21 protein-coding genes are annotated in these 19,338 nt (G+C 57.2%); 4 read left to right on the top strand and 17 right to left on the bottom strand.

Annotation, left to right across the window (positions count from 1 at the left end; genetic code table 11):
- Positions 1-20 precede the first annotated feature (20 nt).
- The 14 genes from BGP85_RS05025 to pilM form a co-directional block, all read right to left on the bottom strand.
- Complete coding sequence (locus BGP85_RS05025; protein WP_028692964.1) at positions 21-2,270, bottom strand: SNF2-related protein; 2,250 nt, start codon at positions 2,268-2,270, stop codon at positions 21-23.
- A gap of 98 nt (positions 2,271-2,368) precedes the next feature.
- The gene (locus BGP85_RS05030) at positions 2,369-3,808 is read right to left on the bottom strand and encodes a DUF6094 domain-containing protein (protein WP_023629560.1); all 1,440 of its coding nucleotides are present in this window, start codon (positions 3,806-3,808) and stop codon (positions 2,369-2,371) included.
- Positions 3,809-3,840: 32 nt separating this feature from the next.
- The gene (locus BGP85_RS05035; RefSeq protein ID WP_023629561.1) at positions 3,841-4,437 is read right to left on the bottom strand and encodes a hypothetical protein; all 597 of its coding nucleotides are present in this window, start codon (positions 4,435-4,437) and stop codon (positions 3,841-3,843) included.
- 63 nt (positions 4,438-4,500) lie between these two features.
- The gene (locus tag BGP85_RS05040; RefSeq protein WP_023629562.1) at positions 4,501-4,755 is read right to left on the bottom strand and encodes a hypothetical protein; all 255 of its coding nucleotides are present in this window, start codon (positions 4,753-4,755) and stop codon (positions 4,501-4,503) included.
- 92 nt (positions 4,756-4,847) lie between these two features.
- A complete protein-coding gene (locus BGP85_RS05045) occupies positions 4,848-5,453 on the bottom strand; it encodes a DUF3275 family protein (protein WP_023629563.1) in 606 nt (201 codons plus the stop codon).
- Between the two features lie 60 nt (positions 5,454-5,513).
- Complete coding sequence (locus BGP85_RS05050; RefSeq protein ID WP_023629564.1) at positions 5,514-5,924, bottom strand: DUF5983 family protein; 411 nt, start codon at positions 5,922-5,924, stop codon at positions 5,514-5,516.
- A gap of 69 nt (positions 5,925-5,993) precedes the next feature.
- Entirely contained in the window at positions 5,994-6,314 is a 321-nt protein-coding gene (locus BGP85_RS05055) for a hypothetical protein (RefSeq protein ID WP_031314724.1), read from the bottom strand.
- Between the two features lie 307 nt (positions 6,315-6,621).
- Complete coding sequence (locus BGP85_RS05060) at positions 6,622-6,972, bottom strand: hypothetical protein (RefSeq protein WP_023629565.1); 351 nt, start codon at positions 6,970-6,972, stop codon at positions 6,622-6,624.
- A 231-nt stretch (positions 6,973-7,203) separates the two neighbouring features.
- Positions 7,204-7,629, bottom strand: a complete 426-nt coding sequence (locus BGP85_RS05065) for a hypothetical protein (protein ID WP_023629567.1) — start codon at positions 7,627-7,629, stop codon at positions 7,204-7,206.
- Between the two features lie 75 nt (positions 7,630-7,704).
- Positions 7,705-7,863, bottom strand: coding sequence for a hypothetical protein (locus BGP85_RS28845; RefSeq protein ID WP_023629568.1), 159 nt, complete (start codon positions 7,861-7,863; stop codon positions 7,705-7,707).
- Between the two features lie 53 nt (positions 7,864-7,916).
- Positions 7,917-8,489 carry an STY4534 family ICE replication protein gene (locus BGP85_RS05070; RefSeq protein ID WP_028692967.1) on the bottom strand — a complete coding sequence of 191 codons (573 nt, stop codon included), beginning with the start codon at positions 8,487-8,489 and terminating at the stop codon, positions 7,917-7,919.
- A gap of 324 nt (positions 8,490-8,813) precedes the next feature.
- Entirely contained in the window at positions 8,814-8,939 is a 126-nt protein-coding gene (locus BGP85_RS29140; protein WP_023629570.1) for a hypothetical protein, read from the bottom strand.
- Between the two features lie 249 nt (positions 8,940-9,188).
- Positions 9,189-9,539: a hypothetical protein gene (locus BGP85_RS28635; protein WP_023629572.1), complete on the bottom strand. Its 351-nt coding sequence runs from the start codon at positions 9,537-9,539 to the stop codon at positions 9,189-9,191.
- 898 nt (positions 9,540-10,437) lie between these two features.
- Positions 10,438-10,878: a type IV pilus biogenesis protein PilM gene (pilM, locus tag BGP85_RS05080; protein WP_023629574.1), complete on the bottom strand. Its 441-nt coding sequence runs from the start codon at positions 10,876-10,878 to the stop codon at positions 10,438-10,440.
- 104 nt (positions 10,879-10,982) lie between these two features.
- Here pilM and BGP85_RS05085 point away from each other — a divergent pair, with 104 nt between their 5' ends.
- The 4 genes from BGP85_RS05085 (at position 10,983) to BGP85_RS05100 (ending at position 15,570) form a co-directional block, all read left to right on the top strand.
- Entirely contained in the window at positions 10,983-11,261 is a 279-nt protein-coding gene (locus BGP85_RS05085) for a helix-turn-helix domain-containing protein (RefSeq protein WP_230852927.1), read from the top strand.
- Positions 11,236-12,396, top strand: coding sequence for a tyrosine-type recombinase/integrase (locus BGP85_RS05090; protein WP_028692968.1), 1,161 nt, complete (start codon positions 11,236-11,238; stop codon positions 12,394-12,396). Before BGP85_RS05085 ends, BGP85_RS05090 begins: the two co-directional genes overlap by 26 nt.
- 745 nt (positions 12,397-13,141) lie before the next feature.
- On the top strand, positions 13,142-14,122 hold the full coding sequence (locus tag BGP85_RS05095) for an IS5-like element ISPa41 family transposase (protein WP_004576175.1): 981 nt from the start codon (positions 13,142-13,144) through the stop codon (positions 14,120-14,122).
- Between the two features lie 297 nt (positions 14,123-14,419).
- Positions 14,420-15,570 (top strand): IS3 family transposase gene (locus tag BGP85_RS05100; protein WP_087535084.1). Its coding sequence is split into 2 segments (ribosomal slippage): positions 14,420-14,654 and positions 14,654-15,570, totalling 1,152 coding nucleotides; the frame shifts between segments, so codons are not numbered across the junction.
- 1,035 nt (positions 15,571-16,605) lie between these two features.
- On the opposite strand, the gene pilV is transcribed toward BGP85_RS05100, so the two are convergent.
- The 3 genes from pilV to BGP85_RS05120 are packed head-to-tail and all read right to left on the bottom strand — an operon-like array spanning position 16,606 to position 19,329.
- Positions 16,606-17,868, bottom strand: a complete 1,263-nt coding sequence (gene pilV / locus BGP85_RS05110; protein ID WP_023628937.1) for a shufflon system plasmid conjugative transfer pilus tip adhesin PilV — start codon at positions 17,866-17,868, stop codon at positions 16,606-16,608.
- Positions 17,858-18,802: an ATPase, T2SS/T4P/T4SS family gene (locus BGP85_RS05115; RefSeq protein WP_023628938.1), complete on the bottom strand. Its 945-nt coding sequence runs from the start codon at positions 18,800-18,802 to the stop codon at positions 17,858-17,860. The genes pilV and BGP85_RS05115 overlap by 11 nt, the downstream gene beginning before the upstream one ends.
- A gap of 11 nt (positions 18,803-18,813) precedes the next feature.
- Positions 18,814-19,329, bottom strand: coding sequence for a type 4 pilus major pilin (locus BGP85_RS05120; protein ID WP_023628939.1), 516 nt, complete (start codon positions 19,327-19,329; stop codon positions 18,814-18,816).
- Between the last annotated feature and the right edge of the window lie 9 nt (positions 19,330-19,338).

Consider the following 19,338-nt stretch of genomic DNA (forward strand, 5'->3'; position numbering starts at 1 on the left):
ACCGATTGGTGGCCCTTTTTTCATGTAGCTATAAGCTGTCTAGCAAGAGCCATTTCAACAGAGTCCCCATCCTGGTTCAGTGAGTCGAGCCCGGATTCCGGTACATCGCCCGAAGTGCTCTGCGCCACCGCGATCTTCTTGGCCATCAGTTGCAGGCAGGTAATCTGCGAGCTGCCGGCGTAGCCGAAGAAAATCACGCGGACCGGATGTTTCTGCCCAATCCTCCACGACCGCCGCGCGGCTTGCTGTAGGGTGTACACGTTGTACCCCGTCTGCAGGAACGCGATGGTTGGGAAGTCCAGCAGGTCCAGCCCGGTCTTGACCAGCTCCGGGTTGGTGAGCAGCACGTCGATACCGCGGTCGACCTGGTCGAGGATCCAGTCCTCGCGCCGAGCCGTTTCAACCGTGGCCCGCAGTACCGCAACGCGCAGACCGGCCTGCTCGAGGACCTTCTTCAGCCTGGACGTGGTATCGCGCGTCCCGCTGTAGACGGTGTATGCAAGGACCTTGCGGCCTTTCGCTTTCTCCTCGAGGCATAGGTTCAGCAGCGCCTGCTCCTTGGGCATCAGTTCATCGTCGCCGAAGAGCGCCGGCACAAAGGCTAGCGTGTCTCGGGTGCGAGGATGTTTGACCATCTCCGATCGGAAGCAGCAATCCGGCCAGGCCAACAGCACATTGAGCACCACTCCCAGAAGGGTGGTGTCTCTCCGGGCCAGAGCCTGGCGGAGTTCAGCTGTCAACGTGGCCGCCAAGCGCAGGTAGGCCGAGGCCTGCTCCGGCGCCATGGGCACGTCGATGAATTCCTCCTGGTAGCTGGGCAGCACATTGCCGCCGATATCCTTGAGTTTCAGGAACACGGTGAATGGCAGCACGAACCGGTGGATGCCTTTAGGGCCGAAGCCTGGGGCCTTCACGGTGCGTACCGACAGCTTCTTGCCCTTGGCGGTCTTGTGCGAATCGCCATCGCGCTCGGTGTAGATGTCCTTGAGCACGCCGTGATCGCGCATGAACGACATGGCTGCAGGCGCCATGCTGCCGCGTGCGTTGGGTCGGTAGCCGTCCTCGATCATGCGCTGGGTGAGGATGCGGAACAGGAGGTAGAACAGGTCGTCGGCGTAGCCCCCCATCAAGGTCCCGGTGAGGAGCAAGGTTTTACGCGCCTTCGCGGCCAACACTCCCATGGCCTGGCCTTGGGCCGAGCCGCTGTTCTTGTACTCATGCCCCTCGTCGACAACCAGCAGGTCGAAGAAGCCATCGGGTAAGTAGCGCTTGATGAACTCTGTCGGCTGGTAGCCGCCTTCGCCGAATCCGAACTCGATGTTGGCCATCGCCCGCTCCATGCGTTTGGCCTGGCGGTCGCTGAAGACGAAGTTGCCTTTCGCGTCCATCAAGTTGATGAACTCTGAGACGTTGTCCACCAGCATCGAGGCCAGAAAGTCCTCGCCGAAGTCGTTCAGCAGCCGGTCCGCCCGGACCGGGCCGATCGTCGGTATCCGGCACATCGACTTCAGGATCGTCGAGCGTCGGTCCCCACCATCGGCTTTGCCTGGGCGCATAAGCGTCCAGAGGGCAGCGTTGCAGGCCGTGCAGTTGCGACGGCGATCACCGCGCTCGAATTCGTCCACGGTGACCAGGTTGCCCTCCAGGTCCTCGAGGACCTGGCCACAATCTGGACATGCTGCCAGCAGCTGGCCACCTGCAGTACGCCGTTTCCAGCAGGCGAGTCGCCAGTGGAAACCCATCCGCATCCTGACTCGGCCGAGAATGAAGAACTCCGGCCGGCCGTCGTAGGTTTGCCCCGACTGGTCACGCAGCTTGAGCAGCTTGACCAGCGTGTCCGGGCCGTTGAGTACCCAGACGCGGGCGTCTGGCGTGGTTTCCAGGATCTCACGTCGCCACTTGTAGACCAGGTGGGGCGGTGAGATGACGAGTGTCCGACGGTAGCCTGATGCATGCATCACTGCAGCGACAGCGATGGCCATCATCGTCTTCCCGGTACCCATCTCGGCGTTGATGATCGCGGCTTGCTCGTTGCGATCGAGCAGTAGCGCCGCAATAGCTTGGACAACCTCAGCTTGCGCCACGAATGGCGTTCGCTTGAGGTTCGCCATCACGGCCTGCCGCTGTTCGTTAATGCTGCCGGTGTAGACCGGAGGGTTGGAGCGGTTGAGAGATTCCAAGAGCTCGTCGCCGAACTCGTCGATGAAATCGGTCAGGTTGATATTCAGGGGGGAGTTGGCCGAGGCGGCCGCCTGGGTCAGTGCGTTCATGTGCATCTCCTGCAGGGAAAACAGGGCATGCACAAACCCAGACGGGTATGGACATACCCTGTGGGTTGGTGTGGGGTGGGGAGCTGTTGTGGCGCTGGTCAGTAGTCGCTGGGAAGTAGCAGGGTAGTGGAGCTGCGGTCGGCTTCGGTGATGATCCAGAGCCTGGACTCGTCGCCGGCGTCGATGTCGTAGCTTGAGAACAAACGGTCTCCATGGGTAAGCGCGAGCTGATTGGAGGATCGATCGTCATCGCATAGCTCACCCCAGTCGCCAGCAAGATGGCGTTTCAGCGCGGGAGTAGGGTTGAGCTGCCCGGTTTCGACCAGATGGCTGACAGCAGCGGTCATCATGATCTGCCCCGGGTTGAACAGCGGCGTTGCAACTGACTGGTCGGTTGCAGGCGTTTCGTCGTTGCTCGCCGGTGAGGAACTGATGATCAGCACCTGGCCGTGGTTCACCGAGGAAGGTGTCATTTCCCAGGCGCGGATGATCGGAATGAACCGGTCGGTGAGGATCCTGACTTCTGAGACGTTACCCTTCTCGTCCTCAGTGAATTCGGTCTTGCGCACCTTGTCCTTGTAGGTATCACCCTTCACGACCAAGGTCCGCCCCGACTTCGAACGTACAACACCGGAGATTGCGCCGGCGGCCAGGGCCAGTGCGAGGTGCCAGCGTGAAAGCTCGCGGACAGGGGCTCGGGGTTGAAGCCCGGTTTTCCCGAAGTGCAAGTTGAAGTCTGGCCAGAGGCCCCGCAACCGCAGGATCTCGGAGGCGAATTGCTCCGGCTCCAGGGTAATGCGGTAGAAGTGCTCCAGCTCGCTAGCAGCTGACGGGACGAGGTACGGCTCCCATGTCCAGTTGGCTGGGATCTCCTCAGCTTGCTCCTGGCCGGCGCCGATCGCCTGCAGGCGAGACCTCACCTGGTTGGTGGAAACCCGGGCCAGGTCCTGCCGACGTACACGGATGCCGAAGATCACCACCTGTTTGAAGGTGGGGTCTGCAGCACCGTATACACGCATTTCGGTGAAGTGGTTGCTCAGCCATCCAGTGAACTCGTCGTCCAGCACGTAGTGAGGAACGATGAGCACCATGACGCCGCCGTACTGCAGAAGCGGGAGGCAGCGTTGATAAAAAGCTTTCTCCAAGCGCCGGCGGCCGCTGCCTTGGTACTGGGATGCACCGGAGTGATCCGCGACGAGGTCACCGTAGGGTGGGTTGAGCCAGAGCAAGCCGAACGACTGGCGGCTGATCAAGGTGTCGAAGAGGTCGCTGTGCAGCACCCGATCGAGCAGGCCACGCGCGTGATCCGCGCGTTCGCGATCGTACTCGACGGCGAATGCTTGGACCTGGTCGCGGCCCAGGAGGTGAGCTGCTTCAGCAAGGGCAACACCCTCGCCGGCGCAGGGGTCGCAGATCCTCATCCTGCCCGAGGTGGCGGGAGTGAGCGCCTGCAGCGTGCGTTCGAGCGTGATCTCATCGGTGGGGTAGTAGCCGTTGCGGGCAAAGTTGCGCGCCAGGCGCGGAAACATAAGGGCCATAAGCGTTCCTTGAGTCATAGGTGAGCCCAGGCCTACGCCTGAGCTTCGATAGTGAGTTCGCCGCGACGGATCAGCTCTCCGAGGGAGGGCTCGAGCACGTCGAGCTGAAGAGCGAGCCGCCAGGCGCAGACGTTGCCGATCGCCCCGGGTAGGGCAGTCAGCATGCGGTGCTGGGTGAGGACTTCCATCACGGGCTCGTGCCAGTGGGGGAGAAGGGGAAGCGGGCAGGTCTCGATCACCAGTGGCCAAAGCCGTTGGTGAGGGGCTTCATTGCGCTCCAGGAGGGCAAAAGCGAAGTGATTGGCTTGGTCGGGCACCGAAGCGCGCCGATCGAACAGCCAGAGGTGCAACATGCTGCCGAATAGGGTGCCGCGGAATTGCCGTGTGGTGCGCTTTTCCAGTAGGTCATGGTTAGGGAAAACGGGAATGCTCCGCCCGTCGACGAGAATGTGGAACTGCTCGATGCCATTCTCTTCTCGGCCAAGTGTGAGCCTGGCCAGAAACTCCTGCAGTGCGGTGTCACGACCCCAGGCCGACATGAACACCAGGTTGCGTTGCTCGTCGCACACACAGGCGTCGACGTACAGGTCCGGGCATTCTTCGATCTGGAACAAGGGGGATGGGTGCATGATGGCCTCCGTAGTGGAGGCGTCCGTCCCAGAGGGCGGAAGCCCCCCGGGGTGGTCTGGTGGTTAGTTGAAGGTCCTGGTGTCTGGATCGAACACCACGGGTTTCTCATTGTGCAGTGGCCCGTGACCAGCAAGGAAAATCTGGATGCGATACTGGTCACGCAGGCGGATAGCGGCCTCCGCCTGGTCCAGTGTGAGCTCCAACTCCTCGATGAACAGGTCGACGAGCTCCTCGTCAGTCGACACCTCGTTGTTGGACAGCTGGTCCTCGATGTTCGCGAGGGTTTGTTTGCTCAAGTTGCTGAAGATGGCGTTCATGGTGGTGCTCCAGGTAGAGAATGGAGCCCCCCGAGGAGGCCCCTCAGGGTGCGTGGTTCAGGTTGACCACGGCAGTGGTGTGGCAGGGCGCTTTAAAGCGAGGCCCTGGTCCAGGTTTGAGTTTTGAAGTCCATGGTGAAACCGAGCTGGTCCAGTCGGGTGCATTGGGCGCGAAGCCGTTGTCGGTCAACGGTAGTGTCGAGCCTCACGGTTTCGCCCAGTGGCCACACCGTGCCAAACAGCTCGGCATCGATGTCGTTCGTGCTTGGTGGTGCCGTTGGACTCATCCCGAAGGGCTCATCCGAGGCGAAGGCATCAGTTTGGGGCCGTCGCGCCGGTGTATTTGGAGTCCGACGTGGCGGTATCGGTGTGGATGGTGGCCCGTCCTCTTCAAGAGGGTCAGGGACGTTTGTTGGCAGGTGTTCTTCGTCCTCGCGACTGAGACCTGTGACATCCTCCAGGGTCATGCCCTCAAGTTCAGCCCTGATCTCAACAACGAGTCGACCGCCGTGCGAGTAGTACGAAGGTCGAATCTGCTTGATTGCGAAGTCACCTCGGTATTTACCCTCCTGGTACTGATCCAGGAGAGCATCCTTGATGGTGAACTCACCGATCGAGGTACTGAGGCGGCCGACGTTGAAGAGCCCGAGTCGACCGGAGATGGTGCGGATGGCCAACTGGCCGGTGATGGAGATCATGTGCGCTCCCCGTAAGGCATGGGGAACACCAGCGGGTGCTCCCCGCGAGGTGGAAGGTGATCAGTAGTCGAACAGAGGCAGACCGTAGAGAACGTTGCTGTTGGGGTCGATGACCAGGAACCTCACTTCAGCCTGAGCGGCAAGGGTGAGCACTTGGATGGTCTCCTCGCTGAAACCCTCGGCGGCTTGCAGAGCTTGAAGTGTCGACAGGTCGTACCCCCAGTGCTGTCCCAGATGTTGGTCGGTCCAGGGCGTACTGAGAAGTTTGAAGCCGATGGCGTCACTGTCGGGCAGGGTGAAGCACTCGAAATGAAGCAGAGCTGTATCAGCAGTTTCTACGAGTGCCTGCAGCTCCTCCCAGTCCTCCTCGGGCAAGTGTGCCGAGGCGATCTCGAACGCTTGGCTGTAGCAAGGATGAGGTACAGGGTGATCGCCGGTAGCGATGTGGAATGGGTTGGGTGATTGTGCCATGTGGCGTGCTCCTGGTTGAGAGAAGCCACCCCAGAGGGTGACCCCTCTGGGTGAGTAAAAATGGCTGTGTCAGGCGGGGTCTGCAGTGTGCTGCAGCTGGATCTGGATGTAGGATGGCTCGTCCTCGGGGGTCACGATTTGCAACATGAGGGCGACCCAGTCACGGTCGCGGCCGGTGTGGCGCTTCGTGTACACACCGAAGGACAGAGCACTGGCCTGAGGCTGCTGCTTGAGCTCTTGCCACGCCGCCTGGACGACAGTGGCGAGGCGTTGGCTCATCTCGGCCACCCGCATGGGGTTTTCGAGATAGACCGCCCGCATCCAAGCCGGGTTGTCCAAGACTACAGGAAGGGTGAGGTATGCCTCGGATGAGGCGGGGGAAAACGACATATGAGGTCTCCAAATAAAGCGAGGCCTCGTCCGCGAGGATGAGATCCCCGCAGGTAGGTAATGTAGAAGGCACTCCATCACTGGGTGATGCGATCGCGCTGCCGAGTGCTCGGCGATCTTGGGTGGGTTGGCGCAACGCGCTGGAGCCTTAAACCCTGGCTCCGGGAGGCACTGTCAACGACAGTGAACCAATACGGAATTCGTTTCCCGGACTGTAGGCTGAGGCCTCACAGTTGCCAGGTGTCTGCTTTGAAAGTCCCCCCGAAGGGATACCCTTCGGGGTGGAGGACTGGTGATACAGGGTGGGTCAGATCATGTCTTCGTAGATCTCTTCCCAGAGGTTGGAACTAGCTTCCTGTACAGCGCGGTAGTGCTCATCATCGAGCTGGAAGCCTTGCCGTTCTGCCTCACGTTTGAACAACTGGTCGTGAGGAAAGGTGAGAGCTGCATACTGATCGCGCAGCGTAGTGAGCAGGCTCATCTCGTACAGTTCGAAGTGTTGGCCACAGCGATCCAGGGCGAGGTTCGAGCTAGCTTTGATTGAGTCCGCGAACCGCCGCTCAAGCACGTCTACGCGGATGAAGGCCCCGGCAACTCGTTTCTCGAAGGGATTGGTGATGAACATGACGCCATTGAAGACTTGGGTGGCTTCAGACATGGTGATTCTCCGATGAGGGGGTCACCAACCCGCTCGGGTGATGTACCCGATAAGGTTTATAAGAGCGCAGCCGAAGGATGTCTGGTTGTTACAGCACGATGGCATACGTCGCATCGATTGGTACGTAGAGGAGTTCGAAATTTCGCTCGAAGTTCAGCGGAGGCATGATGTCTCTCCATTGAGGATCATCAGCCAGATCGGGTGATGTTCCCGATACGGTTAAGTGAAATGCTACAGATCATTCGGATCCATAAGACCCTGTATGACCCTGATAAGGCATGTATTAACCCGAAGATCCTTGGGAGTTATCTCGCCTCGGGCATAGGCCATGTCAGCTAGATGGTATTCACGGCCGCTGAGTTGCGCATAGACATCAACAAGACGATATCTGTCATTTGACAGTTCATCATCCGTGATTGACCAGGATGAGGCGAAGTGAGGAAGCAGCTTGGCGTAATCGCACCACTGCATGTTCGTGTAGTCTGGGATTCGCACCCCGTTATCATCGATCTCACAGCCCAGATGCGCGAATGAGGTCGAGTAGTACAGCCTAGGTTTCTGACCCTGGTTACGCAGCTCCTGAATATCTGAGCGCGCGGTAGCGAAGTCAGGGAAGCACTGCTGAATATCTCCAGCGACAGTGATGCAGTAGGGCATGGCGAAGTCCTTTGTGAGGAAAACGCCTCCCGAAGGGGATCGTCGTCCCCTATTGGGTAGGAATCAGGTTAGTGATCAGTGGGGGAGCGCAGTCGGGACTGTGCTGGCTTTGCGGTTGAGCACGTTAATCGCGAAACCGCTCAGCCCAATGAAAGCGCAGGCACCGAAAACAATGTCGCCGAGGATTACAGCGGCGACCAGGATTAGAAGGTTCAACGCGAACAGGATTTTCATGACTGCCTCCTTGGCAGAATATGAAGGCGCTGAAATCAGCGCCTTGATAGGGGTTATGCAGCCTGGTTGGCTTCCTTGGGAAGATCATTACCGAGGACAGGGTCGAGTTGCTCACCGAATTGGTCGGCGACTGGCTGTCCCTGATTCACGGGTTGCTCAGGTTGTTCCTGATTCAACGTTTGATCAACACCAGGTTGTCCCTGATTGTCAGTGGGCGGGGTGGCATTTTTCGGCTTCGCTTCGTAAACCAGCTTGCCGTCAACTTTGATCCAGCCGATGAAGAGCAGACGGCCTTTGAGGCTTGCGCCGGCCTGGCCCTTCTTGTCGCCTTTATCATAGGTGAAAGCGTCAGCCCAGATGTCGCCGATTCGGAAGGAGACGAGCACCTTCTTTTTGGCTTCAACGGCCTGCTGGCAGCGTTTAACCAGCGATTCTGCCTCAGCACCGACAACGTTGCAGTCGATGTAGGAATACTCGGCTTTATCAGTCGCGCCGTGCAAAGCTGCAACGGTGACACAGGTGAAGGGCTTGCCCTTGCGGGGGCTTACTTCACGGATACGGTTGAGGTAGCCGATGCCAGTGGTGTGCAGGTCGAAGAATTTGGCTTCGTTGGATTGGTTGCTCATGGTGATTCTCCAGTTTCAATAGCGAAAGCGGAGAAACACTTCGCCCATGGGGGAAAGTATTCCCCGCGTGGGTTGGGATGTAGCAAGTTGGGTGGGCTTCCATCAATCTCTCGATTGATCAATCGCGCTTCCGGAAGCTTGGCGATTTTGGGGAGATCAACACCGCAGTGGGTGTAGCAGTCTTTCAGATCATGACTGCTCGGGCTTGGGTTACTGACGACGTCAGCAGCTCACGGTCACAAGGATGGAAACGGAGAAACACATTGTCAAGCCCTGAAAGAAAAAAACCCTCCAGGTGGAGGGTTAAGTAGGGAAAATCGATGATCAATGTGCTCGAAGAATCTTCTGGCACCGGCGTTTGATATTAGGCCAATCGGCCCAAACTGCCATGCCGACGCAGATGACGAGCAGGGCGGTGAACATGAGGATGCCGAATGTGGTTTGGCTCATGTCATTCCTCCGGGGTGAGGTAAATGCCTGTGATCCAGATTACAACACCTACCACGAGGGCGAAAGCGGTCAGGAGACGGCTAGTGCTGAGGAAGATACCTACGAGGGCGGCGGCAACGGCCGTCGTTCCGATCTTGCGAAGGTCGTCTGCCACAGCGGCACGTTTTTTTGAAACCATGGCGTTCCTTTGATCGCCAGGCCCTCACCTTGCCAGGTGGGGTGCCTGGCACTGGGTGAGGTTGGAGGGAGTTAGATCGCAACTGGAGCTATGAGGTCGTTCAGCGGGCCCATACGCAGCTCTGATGCTTTGGGTTTGCTCGGCTTGCGCTGACGGGTACGGCGCTTGGTCGGTGGTACCGCTTTGGTGTTGTTTTCGAACCACTGGTTCAGATCAACACCGCGGCGTGCGAGGGTTGGAATGCGGCAAAGCTCATCCCAGTCGCTGCGGGTGGGTGCTATGTTCGCGAGTTGTACAACAGGCCGAACATGTGCTGGGACTACTGGGGCTGGACGTTTCATGGCGCGCAGGAACTCACGGGTGAGGGTGCCGAGCGCGTAGCCAAAACGGAAGCCGATGGAGGGTGCGGACATTGCGGTCATGGTGTTTCTCCTGCGGTTAAAAAATGCGGAGAAAACACTGTCCCTAACGGGGAAATGTATTCCCCGCTGGGTTTGCGGAAGGAGCTTCTATCGACGGAGGTCGACCGGTCGTGCTACCAGAAGCTAAACGACCTTGGGCTGGTGGATCACACAGACTTCGTGCTGCAGCATTACGGATCCGAGCTGCATGGGGCATGTTGCTGACGACGTCAGCAGATCACGGCTTAATAATCGGAGCGGGGAAGGGTTGTGTCAAGCGGAGGGGGAAAGGGGGGAGAGATGGAGGGAGAAGTCCGGCTGGATCAGCCCTTGAAAGGTGACCCAGCCGTGGTTGAAAAAAAAAGTTGAAGGAGCCACCTGTGTCGGAATCGTCGATCCCTGGGCATTGATCGTTTCGACTCTCATCACCTGGCCATTCTCGTGGCTTTGGCCAGCAAACATGAGGCACGCATCCGCGCACAAAAGGAGCCCGGCTTATCGCCGGCGGGCCACCGGCAAAGGAGAGAGTACCCATTGGGTAGCCTCATGGACCTTCGACAAGTCCATCAGGCTACCCAAGGGGAAGGAAAGAGGAGGGGCCACATTACCAATGTGGCCCTTGGATCAAAGAAGCACCGAACCTCTTGAAACTCTATGTGCCTGTGAACTCGATCATCACGAGTTAGACGGCTGCGCGACTAGAGAGAGCAGGGAGACACAGGGAGAGCTTTCAACCAGATCCGCACGCCCTTCCCGGAGCTATAGCGTGCTTACGGTTTGGTGTTGAGGCGAACCACAACACCTGGGCGCTACTGATGACCGTCAGTAGCCAGCGGGGTTGAACCAAAACTGATGTCATTATGGGTTGTACCATGGCCGGGATGCAAGGCTCGTAGGCTTTTTCGCGAGGCGTCAACTGTCAATAGACCGCAACGACTGCCCCCTCTGGGACGGGCGCTGGAACGGCTATGGCCATGTTACCCACCTTCGGTGAGAACAACTGGCCAGACCTCTTCACACCAACGGTGGCGGACTCAGTGCGCTCGGTCAGTGCAGCCGGCAGGCCGGCAGGAACCGTTCCCGCGATGTAGGTGTAGGACACACCACTCACGATGTATGTGGCGATCCCGCTTTGCTTGGTGTACCAGCTTGGAAGGTTCAGGGATGAGTCCGTCGGTGCTCCAGTGAACCCAGGGTTGGTCCGGGCATACTCTGCTGCGGCCGAGCGGTAGATCAACATACTCCGGCTGAGGGCATCGATCGTGGCCTGCTCAGTCACGGCCTCATCGGTGTGCTGCACCTGAGTGAAGATGCCTCCTGCCACGATCAGCAGGGTCATAGCGATCCAGTAGATGTACATGAGGAAATCCTGGGGGATGAGCGTTGTGGACTATAGTCCGCTGACGATTATAGTCAACAACCCGAAAATTCTGACCTTTGATCTCGTGATCTCGGGTTGGACTTTTGGAATTACAACCAGACTCTTCGAAAAAGCACAATCATGCATTCGGCATGGTGCTGGCCGAGCTGCGCACTGCTCGGGGCATCTCGCAAGAAAAGCTGAGCTTCGAAGCTGGTGTAGATAGGTCGTACATCAGTCTGCTTGAGCGTGGCCACAAATCTCCAACCCTGGATACCGTTTTCAACCTTTGCTGCGCATTGGAAATCCAATTCGACCAGCTGGCCAGGCTGCTGCAGGCCAAACTGGAAGAGTTGAATGACCCAGGACATGACGCTCGCTGAAGGCCTGACCCTTTATCGACAGAAAGTCTCCGTACTAAAGAAAGGCTTTGTACAAGAGAGTTACCGTATCTCAAGTCTGCTTAAGTCGAAGTATGCCGACAAGAACATGCGTGATTTTCGAAGCCCTGATATCGCTAGTCTCCGCGACGAGCGTCTCTTGCAGACCAACCCTAAAACGGGTTTACCCATATCACCATCTACGGTGCGCCTGGAAATGTCGCTGCTGTCGAACGTGTTCGACATTGGCCGGATCGAGTGGGGGGTGTGCGAGTCGAACCCGGTCTCGAACGTACGCAAACCGAAAGCAGCACCTGGCCGAGATCGGCGACTAACTGCCCGCGAGGAGCGCCAGATCATGCGTTATTGCCATGCGCATCCCACACCAGACCTCTATGTCCTGGTTGTGCTGGCGATCGAGACAGCTATGCGCCAGGGGGAACTGTTGAAGCTTGAGTGGGAGCACATCAGCCTACAGCGGCGAATTGCGCACCTCCCCGATACCAAGAACGGATCGAAGAGGGATGTGCCCCTGAGCCTCAAAGCTCGTGATGCGTTGATCCAGCTCGGGGCACGGACGAAGGGCAAGGTGTTTGGCTATACCGCTAATGGGTTGAAGTCGGCCTGGCGCATCATGCTGCAACGGCTGGACATCAAGGACCTTCATTTCCACGACCTCCGGCATGAAGCCTGCTCGCGCCTCTTCGAGCTCGGCACACTCGACATTATGGAAATTGCTGCGATCAGTGGTCACAAGAGCCTGGCGATGTTGAAGAGGTACACCCACTTGAAAGCGTCCCGATTGGTGAAAAAGCTTGAGGGGAACAAGCACCGTGGCCAGCAGGTGATCATCAATCACCTGGTGCCGTATCCTGCTGTCGTTTCGGAAACACCCAGCGGCGTCACCGTGCGGGTGCTCGACTTCGATGGTGTACAAGGCGCTGGGGGTACTGCAGAGTTGGCAAAGCGAGTGGCGGAAGATGCGCTGCTACGTCATCTGATGGTGTCGTTAAGGGACAAGGAGCCTATTCCAGCTCCTGATCAGTATCTGGAGCAGGTTAACGAGGGCGAAATAATCATGCTCGACCCGTTGAGCCAGAATTGCCCCTCAGATGGGGCTCACACTTTTTTGCGGTGATTAGGTGATGTCTTGAGATTGCCCAGGCCTTGTGGATTGGGCATCTTGGGGCAATCCTATTGCCAATCCGGGGTGTGGAAATCGGGCGGTTCTGCAGATGGTGTAGGTTCTGGCTTTATGACTGGGATAACCGGGCAGTACGTGAATAGATTTACCGGTGGATATAGCTGCCCGACGGGACTGGTTCCAAACCTGATCGGAGGTGTCCAGATAGGTGGCTGTAATCCATGCCTAACTTACTCTTGCAGCAAGCCTTAACAGGTTTGCCAATCCGGGGTGTGGACAGCCGCCGGCTCGGGCGAGCTTGGCGGATGGCAAATCGGCATTAACGGCAATACTGGGTACAGCGGCACCGGTAGCGTAACGGGTAGTCTGTTTTCTGGAACCATCAAGTGTCGGTCCAATGTATGCGGTGGTTTCGGATACGTGTTCTGTGGCAGTAGCGTCAGCTGTGCTGTGGCGAATGCAGGGGTCCTTACCCATTACAATTTCTATGGGTACACGGTTGGGGTTAAAGACCTACCAATAACCTCATCGATAAGGGAGTGGTGAGATGAATAGTTTGGATTTTCTCGTTTTCATCAAGGCCACTATTTCCAGCTTGAGCTCACAGCATGCTCTTCTTGAGCAGTTGGCGACCAAAGAACACTCTGAGGCTGTTGCAGAGTCTGCTAAAGCATTAGGGAATCTCCGAACAAGCCTTCAGTTATGCGAGAATCCCCGCAACACCTGATCCGAGCCGCCCATGAGCCAGATGAGCTTTTCCGACTTTGAGTACGCCGGCAAGCGCAAGCAGACCCGCCGAGAGCGCTTCCTCGCCGAAATGGATCAGGTGGTGCCCTGGGCAGGCCTGCTGGAGCTGATCGAACCGTTCTACCCCAAGGCCGGCGGCGGTAGAAAACCCTATCCTCTGGAAACCATGCTGCGCATCCATCTGTTGCAGAACTGGTTCTCCCTGAGCGACCCGGCCATGGAAGAAGCGCTCTACGAAATCACGCCCATGCGCCAGTTCGCACTCCTGACGCTGAGCGCGCCAATCCCCGAAGACACCACGATCATGAACTTCCGGCACTTGCTGGAGAAGCATCAGCTCGCACCGGCAATCCTTGCGGTCATCAATGGTTATCTGCAGGAAAAAGGCCTGTCGCTGCGCCAAGGCACCATCGTCGATGCCACCATTATTCATGCCCCCAGCTCGACCAAAAATAAAGAAGGCAAGCGTGATCCCGAGATGCACCAGACCAAGAAAGGCGGTCAGTATTTCTTCGGGATGAAGGCGCACATCGGTGCCGATGTCGAGTCCGGCCTGGTGCATCACGTCCATGGCACCGCTGCCAATGTGGCCGATGTCACGCAGGTGGCTGAACTGCTGCATGGCGAAGAAAACGCCGTGTATGCAGATGCCGGTTACACCGGTGTCGAAAGGCGCGAAGAGCATGAAAATCGGGGGGTGATCTGGCAGATTGCAGCGCGTCGCAGCACCTATTCCAAGCTGAACCAGCGCAGCGTACTGTACAAAGCCAAGCGCAAGATCGAGTTCTGCAAGGCTCAGACACGGGCCAAGGTCGAGCATCCGTTTCGCGTGATCAAGCGGCAGTTTGGTTACGTGAAAGTACGTTTTCGTGGGCTGATGAAAAACACGGCTCAGTTGACCACGCTGTTCGCCCTGGCAAACCTGTGGAGGGTTCGAAAACAGCTCATGGGTATGGGTGAGGTTCGCGTTTAACACGGAGAACCGGTCGAAAAAGCTCTCCGTACATGATTTTTCGGTCACTTTTCGTCCAATGACGCTGTAGGTGCCTGGAAAATTGCAACTTGCCGCGGCTGCACGACAAGTTGATCGGAGCATCCTTAGAGACTTTGCGACAGATTTCTCGAGGCTTGGCCGATTCCGACCAAATTTCGTCACTAGACCAACACTTGAACAACTTATTAAAACTACAAGGCCAGGCAAGCAGTTTGAATCGCCCCTGGTTTCGTAGACACCTCCAAGCCTCATAATGAGGCCCAAATAGGAGGTGCCATGAGTCGTCAGCGTTACCCCGAAGAATTCAAGATCGAAGCGGTCAAGCAAGTGACCGAGAAAGGCAAACCTGTCGCCGATGTCGCCCAGCGCCTGGGCATGTCCGTGCACAGTCTTTACGCCTGGATCAAGGTCTACAGCAAGCCCCAAGAGCAGCGTCAGCAAGACGACGATCAGCAGGCCGAACTGCGCAAGCTACGCGCTGAACTCAAGCGCGTGACGGAAGAGCGAGACATCTTAAAAAAGGCCGCCGCGTACTTTGCCAAGGAGTGCGGCTGAAGTACGCCTTCATCAAGAAGCACTCGACTGATTACCCGGTGCGGCGCCTTTGCCAAACCCTCAAGGTGCACCCCAGCGGCTATTACGCCTGGCTGGCCGAGCCTCAATCTGCCCGAGCAAAAGAAGATCAACGTCTGCTTGGCTTGATCAAACACGCTTGGCTGGAAAGCGGAGGTGTATACGGCTACCGCAAAATTCACGATGACCTGCGTGAGCTGGGAGAGGAATGCGGCCGAAATCGAGTCAGGCGCTTGATGCAGGCGGAGGGGCTGCGTTCTCAAACGGGCTATCGGCGGCGTCCAGGGTTCTATGGTGGAAAACCAACAGTGGCCTCGCCCAACCACCTCGCGCGGCAGTTCAAGGTAAGTGAGCCGAACAAGGTCTGGGTGACAGATATCACTTACATCCGCACCTATGAAGGGTGGCTCTACCTCGCGGTAGTGCTGGATCTGTTCTCACGCCAAGTAATTGGTTGGTCAATGAAGCCAAGGATGTGCAGCGACCTGGCTATCGACGCGATGTTGATGGCTGTTTGGCGACGCAAGCCTCAGCAGCAAGTTATGATTCACTCAGATCAAGGCAGTCAGTTCAGTAGCTCGGATTGGAAAAGCTTTTTGAAGGCCAACAATGTAATCAGCAGCATGAGCCGGCGGGGAAACTGCCACGACAATGCTGTAGCCGAGAGCTTTTTCCAGCTTTTGAAGCGAGAGCGAATCCGACGAAAGATCTACACAACCCGTGAAGAAGCCCGAAGTGATATTTTCGATTACATCGAGATGTTCTATAACCCTAAACGCCGACACAGCAGTGCTATGCAGCTGTCTCCAGTAGAGTATGAGAAACGCTATTTCCTGAGCTTGGAGAGTGTCTAGAAAACCAGGGGCGATTCAGTTCGACGTAACGCATAACCATCTTGCCAATCCGGTGCTTGGAAAGCAGTGTCGGCAAGGTTTGGGGGAGCATATACAGGAGTTGGGTCAATGACCGAATCAGGATGTGGTATTGCCAACCCCCAAACAGGTGCATGTAGTTGTCCGTTGGGATTTTCCTCAAACCTCACAGGTTTCAGTTACGCAGGTGCAACTCCATACTATTGGTATCACGTTTGCCAAAAGTAACCATCTTGCCAATCCGGGGTGTGGGCTGGCAGTGGTGATAGAAAACTTAAACATGAAGTTAGTCCAGCAAACACCTGGTATGCCGCCAACCAAGTTTGCGGTTCCAAGGGTGAGAAATGGCATTTGGCAAGCCTGTCGGAAATGCACATTTTGAGATCAATGGGGCTCAATAATGGAGTCTATTACTGGACTAGTGAATGGGGCTCGGCAGCGGCCTTCACTTTCCGCCTCAGTGACGCAGCCTTAGATATAGCTTCAGGTGGAGCAGCAGTTCCATTCTTTTGTGTCCAATAGGTTTGCCAATCCGGTGCGTGGCGGCAGGCTGCAGCAAAATTTGAGCTGACCGCCGAATACATTGCCGGCTACCAACAAACAGTCCGCATGATTGCGAGCACTGAAGGATTCTGCTTTCCCACCCTGATCAGCATGGCTTCTTTGAATAACTACGATAGTTATTGGGGGAAGATTTACATAGGGGCTGATGGTTTCTGGTATCTATCAACTGCTGATAGCTCATACCCAAGAGGGCAAAGTATGTACGCGCGATGCGTGCGATCCTAGGAGTGCGATCCATGAACCCCACCTTCTAAAAGATAGGGCCTCAGCTTACCGTGGTATCTCTGGCGAGCAGTTCCATGGCAGCAAGGCTTCGTAGTCTGAGAGCTGTCGGGGCGCATCATGCAGGGCTGGCTCCAGAAGGAAATCGGGAGCACAGCATCGGGCATCAGGTAAGCGCTTTGAATGTGGGGTTCATGGAGCACTTACGATCCTAGTAGCAGCTTCAGGCGTCTAGTTACATGCGATCACATAGCTACATGCACCGCCTGGGTTGAATGCACCTTTGTCATAGAAGCCACAGGTTACGATCCGATTGCTATCAGCGTAAGCGTAATTACCGCCAGCATAATCGGGTCTCGGGGCAGGGTGAGGGTTTGACGCATCGGAAGCCGACCAAGTACAGCTATCTTGGGTACTGCCGCTTGGAAGAGGGATTTGCTGGCCGTGGGTGATAAATCCAGTAAGAACCTTTCCACCGCCAGCTGAACGCCACACCCCGGATTGGCAAGAAGGTGTGAGGCACTGGCAGGTAAGGGGCGCGCCCAGGTTGTTTTTCGACTGGATGCCGATCTTCGGGCACGCCTGTCCTTCAACAGCGGTGCTCTCGATATCCAGATACTCCCCAACTGTCACACGTCCGTCCGCCTGCAGTGTCCCGCCGCGGATTTTTCCGCCTGTCAACAGGCCCTTGTCGTTAAGAACCCTGACCCAGTCTGCATCAGCTTGGTAGATGCCGCCCCCCCACTTCTCGTTCACCCACCCAGTGTCGTTCTGGCTTCTGAACCAGCCGTCCTTACTGGTGATGTCGCTCGTCGCGGTGACCGCGCGGGCATTGTTGATGTCGTTGCCACCCATATCGATCGCGGTGTTCATCCGGTTGTATTCAGGGTGGCCTGGGACAGCGTTGCGGTAGAGGTAGTCGTTGGCCAGCTCGCCGTCCATCAAGAAGAGCGCGCTCGCGGTATGTCCCTGCCCAGGGTTGATGCCGTAGTTGCTGAGCGCCACTTCCCATCCACCTCGCACACCCTGGATGACTCCGGGCTTGAGTGACGATATGAATCCGCCCGGCCCGCCAAGATGCTCAGCGATGGTCCGAATGCCGAGTTCCGGGATGACCTGGCCACCGGTGGTCACCACAATGGCCTCGAGCTGGTTAGCGTTGAGGCGCCTGGCCAGGCCGACGATGGTCTGGCCGAAGCTATTGGTCGAGCTGAAGCCCGCCGGCAGATATTTGGTGTTTTGCATCATGTCTACGGTGACCTGGACAGGCGTAGTCGGGCCAGCATTGCTGAGCACCACGGAGTAGTTGTCCTTGAGGTACTTGGCAAAAGCGTCAGCGACAGTCCGCTGGTGTTCCGCGGCGATCCGGTAGTCCTGCTGGTTGCCGTAATTGAGCATCCACCAACCCGCGAGAGACAGCATGATGCTCATCACTATCAGGCCGAACAGGCCATCAATGGTAAAAAATCCAGCCTGCCCGCGTTTACTGGCCATGCCAGAGACTCCTGTTCGATTGGGTGACGATGTCTTGCTCGATCATCTGAAGATGTCCGCTGCGGATCTTCTCGCGGATGGACGGCGCGTCATCCAGGGTCAGTGACAGCGTTTGGAGTGTGAGTCGCGGCTGTCCGTGGTCTGGACGGAGGAGGGTTTGGTGAATGACCACAGTCAGCCCCTGTGAGAGCACCTCCAGGGCATTCGGCATGATGGGCTCGGCAAGTACAGCCAGGCGCTGGATGGAGCTCCCGATGCTGCCGCCGTGCCCAGTGGAGAAAATGAGATGGCCATTGATGGATGCTTTGATGACTTCAGCGGCAGTGGCCGTGTCTCGAACTTCACCGACCAGGATGAGGTCAGCGCGAGTTCGAAGAGCGCGTATCAGCGTTTCTGAATAGCCGCCTTGCATACGGGAAACCGGCAACTGGATGCAGCGGCCAGAGCCATGTTCGCCTTGGAGGAGCGTTTCCGGCGGGTCTTCTACAGTCAGGCCCAGGCCGCCGCGTGATGTCAGGCGGGCCTTCACCGCCGAGGCAGCACTGCTGGTCTTGCCGGTGCCCATCTCACCAGCGAAGTACACCAGGCCCCGGGTTTCTTCGGCGAGCAGGCACTCGTAAATATGGTCCGGTAACCCAAGATCCTCGAGAGGGATGATGGTTGCTCTTGACCGATTCAGCACAAAAAACGGCTTAGTGAAGACGTCCAGGTTGTACGTCACTCGCAAGAGCACGCGATCCTCTAACACGAGGGCGAATTCAGGCTCACGTGTTGTCTCGTACTGATGCAGACACCGCGCCCTCAGTTCCTGGATCTCGGTCAACCACTCCGGAGGAGCGGCGGCCTTGCGGGGCTGACCTGCCAGCCCCTTCACATCGGCAAAATCATGGCCAAGATAGAGGTCCACGAACTCAGCATCTGCAATCAAGCTCACGCTGGCAGCCTTCAGTAAGTAGTCCAGGAGATCGAGTTCATTTCGTTGGAGCAGCTTGTTGTAGCGGCGGCGGGAAGGACCTCGCCACTGGTTGCCGAGCCACCATTGATGGCGGTGGTGGTCTGCTTGTCCTTGGCGATCTTGGTGGTCAGCGTGATGCAAGCCGCTTTGGGGACGTTGCTCTCGGAGAGGGTGAAGGTCATGCCATTGCTCACAAGCGTGACGGCGCCGTTCCACTGGTTGGTCAGGGTGGTGCCCGAAACGCCCATTGAGCCGGTTCCGTCGATAGCGATCAGCGAAGGCACGAGATTAGTCCCCGATGTGCCATATCCAGAAGATCCCTTCAGCTTTTTGGCGTTGGTGATGATGGTGGTGATGTTGCTTTGCTCTACAGCGGCATCGGAACTCCCCAGCATCTTGTAGCCGATCCAGGCGATGAAACCTAAGGCGATGGTAATGAGCATGATCCACATCACGCCGTCGATGGACAGGAAGCCACGTTGGTTTTTTGGGGTAGAGAGTGTCATTGGTTGCCT

It is taken from the genome of Pseudomonas putida (assembly GCF_002906855.1).
In the GTDB taxonomy this organism is placed as follows: domain Bacteria; phylum Pseudomonadota; class Gammaproteobacteria; order Pseudomonadales; family Pseudomonadaceae; genus Aquipseudomonas; species Aquipseudomonas putida_N.

Excerpts from the sequence above, each read along its gene's own strand:
- BGP85_RS05055 (WP_031314724.1), bottom strand. The coding sequence starts at position 6,314 with ATGTCGTTTTCCCCCGCCTCATCCGAGGCATACCTCACCCTTCCTGTA.
- BGP85_RS28635 (WP_023629572.1), bottom strand. The coding sequence starts at position 9,539 with ATGACCGCAATGTCCGCACCCTCCATCGGCTTCCGTTTTGGCTACGCG.
- pilV (WP_023628937.1), bottom strand. The coding sequence starts at position 17,868 with ATGGCCAGTAAACGCGGGCAGGCTGGATTTTTTACCATTGATGGCCTG.
- BGP85_RS28845 (WP_023629568.1), bottom strand. The coding sequence starts at position 7,863 with ATGAAAATCCTGTTCGCGTTGAACCTTCTAATCCTGGTCGCCGCTGTA.
- BGP85_RS05050 (WP_023629564.1), bottom strand. The coding sequence starts at position 5,924 with ATGGCACAATCACCCAACCCATTCCACATCGCTACCGGCGATCACCCT.
- BGP85_RS05045 (WP_023629563.1), bottom strand. The coding sequence starts at position 5,453 with ATGATCTCCATCACCGGCCAGTTGGCCATCCGCACCATCTCCGGTCGA.
- BGP85_RS05035 (WP_023629561.1), bottom strand. The coding sequence starts at position 4,437 with ATGCACCCATCCCCCTTGTTCCAGATCGAAGAATGCCCGGACCTGTAC.
- BGP85_RS05065 (WP_023629567.1), bottom strand. The coding sequence starts at position 7,629 with ATGCCCTACTGCATCACTGTCGCTGGAGATATTCAGCAGTGCTTCCCT.
- BGP85_RS05025 (WP_028692964.1), bottom strand. The coding sequence starts at position 2,270 with ATGAACGCACTGACCCAGGCGGCCGCCTCGGCCAACTCCCCCCTGAAT.
- BGP85_RS05060 (WP_023629565.1), bottom strand. The coding sequence starts at position 6,972 with ATGTCTGAAGCCACCCAAGTCTTCAATGGCGTCATGTTCATCACCAAT.
- pilM (WP_023629574.1), bottom strand. The coding sequence starts at position 10,878 with ATGTACATCTACTGGATCGCTATGACCCTGCTGATCGTGGCAGGAGGC.
- BGP85_RS05120 (WP_023628939.1), bottom strand. The coding sequence starts at position 19,329 with ATGACACTCTCTACCCCAAAAAACCAACGTGGCTTCCTGTCCATCGAC.
- BGP85_RS05040 (WP_023629562.1), bottom strand. The coding sequence starts at position 4,755 with ATGAACGCCATCTTCAGCAACTTGAGCAAACAAACCCTCGCGAACATC.
- BGP85_RS29140 (WP_023629570.1), bottom strand. The coding sequence starts at position 8,939 with ATGAGCCAAACCACATTCGGCATCCTCATGTTCACCGCCCTGCTCGTC.
- BGP85_RS05090 (WP_028692968.1), top strand. The coding sequence starts at position 11,236 with ATGACCCAGGACATGACGCTCGCTGAAGGCCTGACCCTTTATCGACAG.
- BGP85_RS05070 (WP_028692967.1), bottom strand. The coding sequence starts at position 8,489 with ATGAGCAACCAATCCAACGAAGCCAAATTCTTCGACCTGCACACCACT.
- BGP85_RS05095 (WP_004576175.1), top strand. The coding sequence starts at position 13,142 with ATGAGCCAGATGAGCTTTTCCGACTTTGAGTACGCCGGCAAGCGCAAG.
- BGP85_RS05030 (WP_023629560.1), bottom strand. The coding sequence starts at position 3,808 with ATGGCCCTTATGTTTCCGCGCCTGGCGCGCAACTTTGCCCGCAACGGC.